Here is an 11,032-nt window from a genome sequence, read left to right on the forward strand (position 1 = left end):
CACCAACGGCGCATGAAGGCGTTCGCATCAGCCGGCTTTCCCCGGCCGAAGGCGGGGCGCTTCACGCGCAATATCGGGATGATGGCGTCATGCGCCGGATGATTTGCCGCTCGATCAGCGTCTCGTCTGCCGGCGTGCCTCCTCCATGCGGGCGGGCTCAGCAAGAGCGGATCGGACCGGCATCATGATGACGCCCTCCCCTGCCACCCGACGAAGTCAGACGGACCGTCACAGAGACGGTGACGGGCTTCATCGATGACGAAGCCGAACCCGCCGACTTTATACTCGTCGGATGGGACGAGATAGCGGCGCTGCTTTGCCGCGCCGCGCTTGCCGCCGATCGTCGCAACAACTTTGACGAAGCCCGCCGATGATCGGAAGTGATAGCGGAGATGACGATTTAAAATAGTCGCCGGGGTGATCGCATTCGAAGGCACGCCGATCCTTCTCATGCGATTCTCCGGGCGCAAGGAGGCGCCCCGAGATCGCCTCCCAAGCGTCCGGCCAGGAATCGCGCACCGTCCGATCGGCACATCTGCGCTCGAACGCGGTGAAGAGATGCGGGAACGTCAGAGCGACGACCGCCCATGCCGATCTTCCTCGTACCAGCCGCCTTCGGAACGCAGCATGGGGTGAACCCGGTTGTTCCGATCGTCGAGAGATGGAAGCCGCCACGGACAGTGTTCCCAAGATCGCTCGATCGGCTGGCATTCATGTGAGCCAGCTTTTCCGGTGGCCACAAGGAACTCTGCCAGATCGCCGCGCCGTCCGTGCCACAACTCGTTCCCGTGGAAGTCGTCGAGCCGCCGCAATCGCCAGCGCAGCCACCGCCGATCTCGCGACCGCACACGAGAGCAGCATGGTGACGATCTAGTTTGGCGGCGCCCGCCGCCTGCGGGTCGAGATTGATATCGATAGCGAGGCGTTCGGCCGGGCCCAGGATGTGCTGGAGCAGCGATGATCCCGATTGCGAGCGGCGTGAAGGTGTGGCTCGCCACTGGCGCATCAAGTCGAACTCGCGTGGAATCTGGCCACTGGAGCTGCCGTAATCAGTGCCTCCTGTGGGGTTGGGTACGCTGGCCAAGAGTGCTTCGCGCGGGCCACAAGGCCACATCAGAGAACATCTGAGCTTTTTCACCGGCCCGCAGGGTCGCCGAAAGCCCACTTAATAATAGGTCAAAATTTCAGAAACGTCAATGTTATGAGTTGTTCGTTTCACGGGTTTGATAGGATTTGGAATGAATAGCGCATCCTCGTATGCCACTTTGTGGCGGTTGCCAAACACGAGCACTCTAAAGAAACCCGCGCAGCCTACAAAGGGTAAGTACATATGGGCGTTCCAAAAGAGGTCTTAGTAGCTGGAGCTGGCATCGTTGGCATTAACTGCGCCATCGAACTGCAGCGCTATGGCTGCAGCGTGACAATTGTCGATCCCCGGGGACCCGGCAACGGTTGCTCTTTCGGCAACGCGGGAAACGTAGTAGCAGGAGCGGTGGTGCCCTTTTCAATGCCGGGAAATCTCCTAAAGATCCCCTCTTGGGTGCTTTCTCCTTACGGGCCGCTGTCGATAAGTTTGCGCCACCTTCCACGTCTTGCGCCTTGGCTTCTGCGGTGGCTGAAGGCAAGCCATCCCGCAAACGTGAGGCGTATCTCGAAGGCGATGCATGCATTGCATGGAGAGACCTTCGATCTTTACCTCCCGCTTTTGCGGGAGCTTGGAGAGACAGACCTGATTAAAAAGTCTGGTCAACTTTATGTTTCACGTCATCCCCACGGCGCGGATGGAGATGCGCTAAGTGGTGTATTGCGCGCAGAAGCCGGCGTTCTTGTTGAAGCTCTTTCGGGCGGTCAGATTCAAGACCTTGTGCCAGCTTTATCCAACGCGTATCGCAGCGGAATTTTTTTTCCTAACAATGGCTTTTGCGCCAATCCCCACCGGCTGGTTCAGGTGCTTGCTGGTGCCTTTGTGGCGCGTGGGGGAACGATTCACCATAACGCGTTGATGGCTGTTGAGCGTGGTCCCCAAGGCGGCGGAACCGCAATCTTGGAAAGCGGAGCGCGACAGCGGTATGATGGTTTAGTGATTGCAGCTGGTGTGTGGTCGAGCCAGCTTGCCGCGATGTTCGGGGCTCGCGTCCCGCTAGAAGCAGAACGTGGTTATCATGTGACACTGCCGCAGTCGGGCATCCGGCTGAACTTGCCTGTCACGAACTATGACTTGAATATATCTGTGACACCAATGGAGATGGGGTTAAGAATCACCGGGGGAGCCGAATTCGCAGGACTGGAGGCAAAACCCAGCTGGCATCTCGCTGACCGCATTCTTGATCTAGGAGCTATAACGTTTCCTGGCTTGGAGCGCTCTGGAGCAAAAAAATGGGTCGGCGTGAGGCCGTCAATCCCCGACGGATTGCCTGTTCTGGATTGCGCGGCCGGTGACCGCAAAGTCATCTTCGCTTTCGGAAATGGGCATTACGGCCTAACGCAAGCGCCAATGATGGCGCGTCTCGTGAAGGCCTTAATGATGGACGAACAGCCTTCAATTGATATATCGCCTTATTCGGTCTCAAGATTCCGCGCTGTGCCGCCTGTGTCTTAATCGACATACAAGGCATTATCTACCCCACCTGATTCGAGTAGCAGGTTGCTGCCTCACAATCGTCGGTCTAGTTGGTAGCCCTTCCAGCAATCCAGCTTGGAAAGAAAGCAAACAATGAAGTATTTCATCAATGATGATTTTGGTTGTCGCCGCCGCCAGAGGGCCCGGTGACGAGTTATATTATTCCATTTGCCGAATGGCTCGTTGATCGAGGCTATGGCCTTGTTTCTACGAGGAACGATTGCAGAAAGTAAATCGACGGCAGCGATATTGCCAGCGCCCATGCGTGATAAGATTGAACTCCTCGCCTTCATTCCTCCTGGTGCTGAGCCAGAACGGGCTGGACCTCTTTTGCAACCAAGATTTGAAAGCTCGTCGCGATCAAATTGTGACTGAGGCCTCTGTCCACAGGAGACGCGAGGCCGGATGGCCGGATCGAGCGAAAGACTAAGCGTAATCCGACCGATCTCGCGAATGAGGAATTGGAGCGGATTGAATAGCTGCCGAAACCAGCCGAGCGAGGCCATAGACAGAGCGTTGACCTACGCGAGGTTCTCAACGCGATCGCGCACGGGCGGCGGCTGGCGGGTGCTCCCGAAGGACTTTCCGCCCTGGCAGACGGTCTACTGGTGATTCCGGCGCTTGTACGGCTGTTTCGCACGATCCACAACATCGCCCTGATGGACGACCGCGAGCGGGCCGGGCGCCCGACCCGGGCTCCTGCGTGATCGACTGCAAGACCGTCAAGGATCGTGAATCTCACGCCGGGCCACATCTCCCACGCCGCCGGCTCAAAAGATGATTCTCAAGGCTATCCGCAAACGCGGGCCAATGGATCAAGCATCTTTTCGCCGCGGCGCCTACGAACGTAGGCAATTGCTGGATAAGGGCTGTTTTCCTCATTTCGTGATCGAAGTGGTGCGCCGGAGCGATACCGAGGTCGGCTTCAAGGTGCTGCTCAGGTTGTGGCCACAGCTTGGAAGAATGATGACACGCCCCACAGGGCTCAATCCGGTAACACTTTAGCCAGTCAAAGCCGTCTCGATCAGCTTCACCCAATAGCCGATGCCGTAAAGCAATGCTTCATCATTGAAATCAAATGCCGGGCTATGACACTCAGCGGTCGGTCCATTACCAAGCAGAATGTAGGCTCCCGGTCGCGCTTCAAGCATATAACCGAAGTCCTCAGCGCCCATACATACTTGGACCGCATCGTTCACCGAGGCGGGTCCCGCGAGATTTCGAGCCGCCGTCACCGCCAGTTTGGTCTCCTCAGAGTGATTGAAGGTACCCGGGACGGACCGGAGGTACCTAAACTCGACATCCGCACCGAATCCGCGCGCAATGCCCTCGGCGGCAGAGAAAATTTCTCGTTCGGCAAAGTCTTGCAGACCCGATGAAAGGGTCCTTACGGTTCCGGAGATTTCAACGTGATCGGGAATGATGTTGTAGGCCTGCGCGGCGTTCAACTTAGTGACGGAAATCACCAGTGACTGCAAGGGGTCCGTCTTACGCGACACCAAGGTTTGCAGACCAAGGATGATCTGTGCTGCAATAACAACGGGATCGATGGTCCGATGCGGATCTGCCGCATGGCCGCCCTTGCCCTTGACCACGATATCGAAGTCGTCCTGCGAGCCCATGATGGGACCAGGGCAGATGCCAAATTTGCCAACTTCAATGCCCGGCTGGATGTGCATTCCAAAAACCTGGGAGATGCCGAAACGATCCATGATCCCCTCCTGGACCATCCTGAGCGCGCCCGACGGCAGTTCGACCTCTTCCGCCGGTTGAAAGATCAAGGCGACAGTGCCTTTGAAGTTTCGGGTAGCCGCCAAGTGTTTCGCCGCACCCAACAACATGGCCGTGTGACCGTCGTGGCCGCACGCATGCATGTTGCCCGGTATTTTCGACGACCAGGGTTTGTTTGACGCTTCAACAATTGGCAGGGCATCCATATCCGCCCTCAATCCGATCGTAGGCCCGTCTCCACCTTCGCCTTGAATTAGTGCGACGATGCCGGTTTCAGCAATCCCCGTTTCAATGTGATTGATGCCGAACGAAGCGAGTTTCTCGGTCACGAACCTGGCTGTGTTGTGCAATCGATAATCCAGCTCTGGATTTTCATGCAGGTAGCGGCGCCACCTGGTTGCCTCCCGCTGCAGATCCCGGAAAGCCTCAACGTTGTGCATATCGAGTGCCAATTTGTGGTTCATTCGCATGAGAATGTCGTTGGTGCATGGCTCAGCTTTTTCGCGCCGTATTTTGGCTTCGTGAGCACCGGAGATCGCCGCGGCGGTAACAGCAGTTCCTCCAGGTACATGCGCCCTATCGCCTCACGCAACTTTTGCAATCCCCAACTGTTGCGCTGATCTGAGAATCGAACACAGATACCGAGAACATTGAAAATTTGGCGCCATATGTCACCCATCTTGGACTGATAAGGTTATTCGTTGATTATTCGTCCCCTGACAATATGAGATACCGGTGATGAGGATGTGCGCCAAAATGCATCGGCTTTTGGGACGTGGACCGCAAGAAGTCGTGTGATTTGAAATGTCGCATCGCCCATGCGGATGTTTGCCGCACCTACCTGCTGCATCTGAAAGGCCGACCCAATGTTCAGTTTCCTGCAGAACCAGATATGCGCCTTCCGTTGCACCAATCAGTATAAAGTGAGATGTTAATTTCACAAACTTCGCCGATCATCAGGGTCGCATTTCTAATATGGCGGGTATCGCGCGATGGACGACCTCGATCGAAGAATTCTTAACGCTTTGCAACAAAACAACCGCCTCTCATTCGCAGAACTGGCGGAATTGGTCGGCTCCTCCGCAGCGTCGTGCATGCGTCGAGTGAACAAGCTGCGTTCTGATGGAGTGATCGTTGCAGACATCTCGCTGGTGGATCCCAAAGCTGTCGGCAAATCGCTTACTGTTGTTGTCACTGTTGAGTTGGACCGTGAGCGTCTTGACCTCGTCGACGATTTCAAGCGCGCGATGCGGGCGGCCAAAGAGGTTACCCAGTGCTATATGGTTACGGGCGACGCCGATTTTGTGCTGATAGTGGCCGTTGATGACGTCGAGGGCTTTGACGTCTTCGTTAAGACAAAGCTCTATACAAACCCCAACGTTCGAAAATTCCGGAGCATGATTGCACTCGATCGTGTCAAGTTCGAGCCCCGGGTTACGGTGTAGAATTGGGCGGGTTGCGTTGAAGCCGTCACTTCAGGCCGCGTTTTGAAACCGCCATTGCGCGTAACGCATCAGATCGAGGCTTTTTGCCTAAGCAACTGTGCGATGTAGAGGGCACAGTTGATCCTGCGTGAGGACGGTGTGAATTGCCCGACCGTCCTGCGCAGGCGAAGTAAACCGTCCCGGCGTAAGGAAAAAAATGGCGACCTCGATGACACAGATCTTCACTGTTCTTCCAGCTGTGGACGAGCATTATGTCGATGAACGGCATTATCCGGCTGGGGTCGCTTTTATGGATGGACAATACCTTTCGATGTCCGAGGCGAAGATCTCGGTGCTCGATTGGGGTTTTCTACACTCGGACGCCACTTACGACACGGTGCACGTCTGGGATGGCAGATTCTTCCGGCTGGATTTGCATCTTGACCGCTTCTTCGGCGGTATCGAACGGCTGCGAATGAAGCTACCCTATGATCGGGAGAAAATAGAGTCGATCCTGAGCAATTGCGTTGCTCTGTCGGGTCATAGAGCGGCGTACGTGGAGATGATCTGCACGCGCGGTTCGTCGCCGACATTCAGCCGCGATCCCCGCCAAGCGGAAAACCGCTTCATCGCGTTTGCGGTCCCCTTTGGGTCGGTCGCTAACAAGGAACAGTTGGAAAGAGGCTTGCACGTCGCGATCAGCGAGACCGTTCGTATCCCGCCCAAGTCCATCGATCCCGCGATCAAGAACTATCATTGGCTCGATCTCGTGAAGGGCCTTTTCGACGCCTACGACAGGGGGGCGGAGACAGCGCTGATCCTGGATTCGAATGGCCACATTGCGGAAGGGCCCGGTTTCAACGTGTTCGTTGTCAAGGACGGATCTATAAAGACGCCCGCTTTTGGGGTGCTGCCGGGCATCACGCGCCGGACGGTCTTCGATCTTTGCGCCGAGATCGGACTGTCGGCCACGGCCGTTGATGTTAGTCGTGCTGAGATCAAAGCGGCTGACGAGGTGTTCATCACCTCGACTGCCGGTGGCATTATGCCGGTGACGCGCATCGACGATACCGCGATCGCTGATGGGCAAGTTGGATCCGTCACCCGCCGGCTCATGGATCTCTACTGGCAAAAGCACGATGATCCGGAATGGTCGTCTGCTGTCATCTATCCATGAGCGGAGATGAGCTAGGCGACAGTAACTTGGGGAGCGGGATCGTGACGATAAACTTTCGTCACGCAAACCCTGAACGTCGAGCAGTGCGCCTCGGCGCAGCGCACCCTGATTGAGAGGAGTGCCCCAATGTATGCCTCCCTGCTGCTGGGGACCAACAGTCGTCAAGACGAGCGCGATCCGAGCGGGTGCGGCCTTGCTGCGACGCCCAGCTCGCGTCCGCACCGACAACGCTCACCTCGTGTGACGGGCACGGCGGATTTGCTTGGGCATGGCGGCCGACCGCGCGTTGCCCCGCGGAGGCGCTCATGAGCGTACATCTCTCGCTCGCACCGCTGCTGGAGTCGTTCTTCCGAAACCGAAGGACCAAACAAAGGAACGCAAGCCCCTCAATCATCGCCAGCTACGGCGACGCCTTGCGTATGTTGGTGCTCTTCGGCGCCGAACCCACCGGCGCAAGCCGTACGCATTGGCTGTCGAGGATTTCGATCGGGACTTATGCTCGCTTTTCTGGATGAGCTTGAAGAGAAGCGGAGGAACACGGCAATGCGCGCCTGACAGCCATCCGGTCGTTCTTCCATCATGTGGCGGCGAACGCCCCCGCATCATTGGGCATCCCAACGCAACCTCGCTATCCCGGTTAAGAGATCGCACATTGAGGTGATGCATCACCTCTCGCGACGAGAAGTCGATGCTCTTATCGATGCGCCGGATCAGCAAACGCCGCGCGGTCGGCGCTACCGGGCACTGTTGCTTTTTCCTGGCGCCCACCGGCGCTCGCGTTTCGGAGGCACTCGGCGCCAATGCCTGCGATCTTCAACTGGATCGCCCGCGACCACAGGTGCTCCTGCGCGGCAAGCGCCGCAAGGAACGGGTCGTGCCGATCCCGGACGACCTCGTCAAAGCATTGAGGGTGTTGATGACCGAGCGTGGAGCCAATCGCCAGGAAGCGCGTCCGCTCTTCGTCGGTATCCATGAGACGCGTCTCACGCGACGTCGTGCGGCGGGCCGTCGCCACAGCCACGTTGACGCGGCCGGAACTGGCGCGCAAATCCATCTCGCCTCATGTCCTTCGGCACTCGCTCGCGATGACGCTACCGCAGTCCGGGTGACCTTCTGACCATTCAAGCTTGGCTGGGCATTCGCAAGTTGCCACCACATCGCTACTTCGCTGCGGCATGCGGCGCCCGCTTCAAACCCAAATGCGGTGTTGCAATTGCTGGAGCGCATCTGAGTATTATGTGGCGGCAAAGCTCGCGATCACCGCGGAATTACCCGCTTCGGGACCGCGCACATTTCCACGACCGACAAATAAGAACGGATCCGAACCGGCATCGCGCACCAGTGCCAGAAGGCCGTCGGGACCTTTTCTAAAAATCGACGGGATGACTGGCGATCAACACCTTTAGCCGGCCGGGATCATGCCTGGCGAACCGCCCGGATAACCCTGGCCAAATGATCCTGGCCGACATCGGCGCCGGCCCGAATGACCACATCGCCCAAACAGATCTCTACTGTCGAAGACGCCGCTTGGGTGACCTCGACAAAGCCAAGCCGATCCGCATCTCGCTGCGGCGTAACCGCACCGCTCTTGATCGCCTTGCTCCGCCAGCCGAACAGCTGGGCTGGCGCCATCCCAACTTGTGTGGCGATGGCCGACACATTCGCGGCTGGCTCAGTGTCGCCTCCCACCGGGCCGCCGCCCTAACCGCTGCGTTGAGGCCGCTACCCTAATGCCGAGCGGGTCTCCCCCGTTACCCGCATCACCCTTCCGACGTGCCGTGCCCATTACTCCGGCGGATCGAACGGGCGCACATGTCAATTGCTTCCCCGTTCACGCGGCCTTCGCCGAAATTCAGGCGGGTCGGCATCCACATCATCACTTTCGAGGCCTGCTCAGGCTCACTCACCTTCCGGCCCATCGGATTGGTCAACCGCCGCTTTGTCAGGAGGCTTCGACCCGGCCAGTTACCTGACCAAGCCGCTCGTCAGCCACCAGACCAATCGACTACTATCTGGGTGGAACCTTCCTCTACTGGTGATACGCGCCATCGGGGCGCACTGAATTCTTCAGGCTAGCTTATTTGCTGTAGCTGCTTAGGCGCGCGCGGGGTGAGAAGCTGCGATCCGTCGCCTGTGATGACGACCGTTTCTTCGTGAATTATAAGTTTGCCACGTTCATATTCTAACGCGGGTTCAATGCAAAGAACCATACCAGGCTTTAGCAGTGTATTGTCCCCGACCTTAATGGACGGGGGCTCCAACCGAAGCCCGAGGCCATGCCCCATCCGCCCGTTTCTATTGAGCTCGCCGCGGCGGCCGGAGGAGAGTACCTTAGCCATTTCTTCAAAGACATACCCCGCCGTTACCCCGGGGACAGCCGCTCGCAGCCCAACTTCGTTTGCCTCCCATACTCGCTCATGCGCGAACAGCAGCGCGTCACTAGCCCTACCAACTTGGTAGTTTCGATTATAGTCGCAGACGTAGTCTCCGCAGGTTGCATATGCGTCGATAAAGAGGAGATCCCAGTCTGCGATCTGCCGATCGCGAGCGCCTTCTGTGATGTGAGATGGTCCGCCCTGTCCTGCCCTGCAGGTCAAGCTCGCCTCGCCAGCGCCTTCCTCCAAGAGTCCAATTCGGAAGCGATGGTGAATAGCCCTCTCGCTGTCGCCGATGTGTACGAAATTAGGCACTTGCGCAAATACTGCGCCCGCAATGTCTGTTGCGCGCTGAATTTTTGCCACCTCAGCATCGCTTTTTATCATTCTGAGCGCCCAAAGCAAGGCAGCTCCGTCCACTAGTTCGACGCCTGAAAGGCCTTTAATTATCTGATTAAGTTGAAGGACAGGCAGTCCGATGCGCAGCTCTAATCCGAACTCAGCTGCGACGCGACCGAAGCGTCTGGGCAAACCCGTAAGCGCTTCAACAACGAGCGTTGTCCCGTCATCTTCTGGGCGAGGCGAAGGCCAGGATCGTATGTCCTGTATCCAAGTGTCGCGCATTGCTGCTTCCCTGAGCGCCGGCACTATCGCAATAGGCGCCCCCGCCGCTGGAATCAGCAGGAAACAGGGACGCGTATCACATCCTCCGAACCTGCCACAAAAGTATCGAATGTTGTCACCTGCCGTCAGAAAGAGTCCGTCGAGCTTCGCTTCGATCATCAGGGACTGAGCGCGTTCCACCCTCGCCTCGAACTCCGAGGGTGGAAAATTCCGGTCAATAGTTGAAAGCATCTTCTGCCTCTAGCGTTGTTAGAATCTAGTCTGATACTCCTTGGAAGTTTGCCATATCGATAAGACTGAAAAAAGCGCGCCCGGGAATTGGGCGCCCTTTTTGTCACCGCCAGAGTGGATGCGGCAACATAGCATTGATTATCATTTCGCAGCGGAAATGACGACTTCAATGAATACATCCTCACCGAGGTCCGCGACCCCAATAGTCGCGCGCGTTGGCAGATGCTCTGAAGGTAGCCATTCCAGCCAAGCTTCGTTCATGCCATCTTTCTGCGAAAAGTCGGAGATGTAGATCATTGCAGTGATAAGTTTGTCCTTCGAAGAGCCGAACTGTGAGAGTAGATCATCGATCTTCTCCAAGATCTGCCCGGTCTGCCCCTTCATATCCTGCGAGCAGTCGTCTGCAGTAAGACCTCCAAAATAAAGAATCCCGTTGTATTCTACCACCCGGTGCATGATTTTCGTTCGGATATGACGCGTGATCATTTATTCCCCTAAGATGTCGCGTTAAAACCTTCAGATCAGTACATTGCTGGCTGGTGATGAGTTAGCGGCGACGAACCGTTCCGATCACCTCGCTTTTGTATGGGGGTTGTTAGCGCATCGGGGATAGAGTCCGGCGCCAAAATGCGGCTGCTACTGAAATGCGGATGACACAAATAGATCCGGTTTGAAATGCCTGCTCCGTGACACATGACTGGTTTGGCGCACCGAGGCTCGGCTGGCTCTTGCATGGACGCACGCTGAAAATCCTACTCGACCGCCACCACGTGGGCCGAGATGCCTAAAGCCGGAGCGCGCACATGACAGCCCACCACGCGCCTGTCTGCGATCGGCACCAAACGTGGCA

The 11,032-nt window shown here is 57.1% G+C and carries 10 protein-coding genes and 1 pseudogene; 7 read left to right on the forward strand and 4 right to left on the reverse strand.

From position 1 onward, the window contains the following. Positions 1–182: 182 nt before the first annotated feature. Positions 183–673 (reverse strand): annotated as a pseudogene (locus NKJ93_RS33255) (DUF7007 domain-containing protein); the annotation flags it as partial. Positions 674–1,330: 657 nt separating this feature from the next. On the opposite strand from NKJ93_RS33255, the gene NKJ93_RS33260 reads away from it, so the two are divergent. Further along, positions 1,331–2,599 carry an NAD(P)/FAD-dependent oxidoreductase gene (locus NKJ93_RS33260; RefSeq protein ID WP_352593601.1) on the forward strand — a complete coding sequence of 423 codons (1,269 nt, stop codon included), beginning with the start codon at positions 1,331–1,333 and terminating at the stop codon, positions 2,597–2,599. Positions 2,600–3,397: 798 nt separating this feature from the next. Further along, entirely contained in the window at positions 3,398–3,625 is a 228-nt protein-coding gene (locus tag NKJ93_RS33265) for a hypothetical protein (protein WP_352593603.1), read from the forward strand. Here NKJ93_RS33265 and NKJ93_RS33270 read toward each other — a convergent pair. After that, positions 3,622–4,791 carry a M20 aminoacylase family protein gene (locus NKJ93_RS33270; RefSeq protein WP_352593624.1) on the reverse strand — a complete coding sequence of 390 codons (1,170 nt, stop codon included), beginning with the start codon at positions 4,789–4,791 and terminating at the stop codon, positions 3,622–3,624. The two genes, NKJ93_RS33265 and NKJ93_RS33270, sit on opposite strands and share 4 nt — an antisense overlap. A 552-nt stretch (positions 4,792–5,343) precedes the next feature. On the opposite strand from NKJ93_RS33270, the gene NKJ93_RS33275 reads away from it, so the two are divergent. From NKJ93_RS33275 to NKJ93_RS33295, 5 genes are all read left to right on the forward strand, one after another. Continuing rightward, on the forward strand, positions 5,344–5,796 hold the full coding sequence (locus tag NKJ93_RS33275; protein ID WP_352593606.1) for an Lrp/AsnC family transcriptional regulator: 453 nt from the start codon (positions 5,344–5,346) through the stop codon (positions 5,794–5,796). A gap of 208 nt (positions 5,797–6,004) precedes the next feature. Continuing rightward, a complete protein-coding gene (locus tag NKJ93_RS33280; RefSeq protein WP_352593609.1) occupies positions 6,005–6,952 on the forward strand; it encodes an aminotransferase class IV in 948 nt (315 codons plus the stop codon). A gap of 305 nt (positions 6,953–7,257) precedes the next feature. Next, complete coding sequence (locus tag NKJ93_RS33285; protein ID WP_352593612.1) at positions 7,258–7,467, forward strand: hypothetical protein; 210 nt, start codon at positions 7,258–7,260, stop codon at positions 7,465–7,467. A 185-nt stretch (positions 7,468–7,652) separates the two neighbouring features. Then, positions 7,653–8,069, forward strand: coding sequence for a tyrosine-type recombinase/integrase (locus NKJ93_RS33290; protein WP_352593628.1), 417 nt, complete (start codon positions 7,653–7,655; stop codon positions 8,067–8,069). Positions 8,070–8,404: 335 nt separating this feature from the next. Then, the gene (locus tag NKJ93_RS33295) at positions 8,405–8,683 is read left to right on the forward strand and encodes a hypothetical protein (protein ID WP_352593615.1); all 279 of its coding nucleotides are present in this window, start codon (positions 8,405–8,407) and stop codon (positions 8,681–8,683) included. 341 nt (positions 8,684–9,024) lie between these two features. Here the strand turns inward: NKJ93_RS33295 and NKJ93_RS33300 are convergent, their stop codons facing one another. Both NKJ93_RS33300 and NKJ93_RS33305 read right to left on the reverse strand, forming a co-directional pair. Continuing rightward, positions 9,025–10,182 (reverse strand): M24 family metallopeptidase, encoded by a 1,158-nt coding sequence (locus NKJ93_RS33300; RefSeq protein ID WP_352593618.1) that lies wholly within the window; start codon positions 10,180–10,182, stop codon positions 9,025–9,027. Positions 10,183–10,323: 141 nt separating this feature from the next. Beyond that, entirely contained in the window at positions 10,324–10,668 is a 345-nt protein-coding gene (locus NKJ93_RS33305; protein WP_352593621.1) for a RidA family protein, read from the reverse strand. Positions 10,669–11,032: the final 364 nt, after the last annotated feature.

Origin of the sequence: Mesorhizobium sp. M0028 (assembly GCF_040323855.1) — a bacterium.
In the GTDB taxonomy this organism is placed as follows: domain Bacteria; phylum Pseudomonadota; class Alphaproteobacteria; order Rhizobiales; family Rhizobiaceae; genus Mesorhizobium.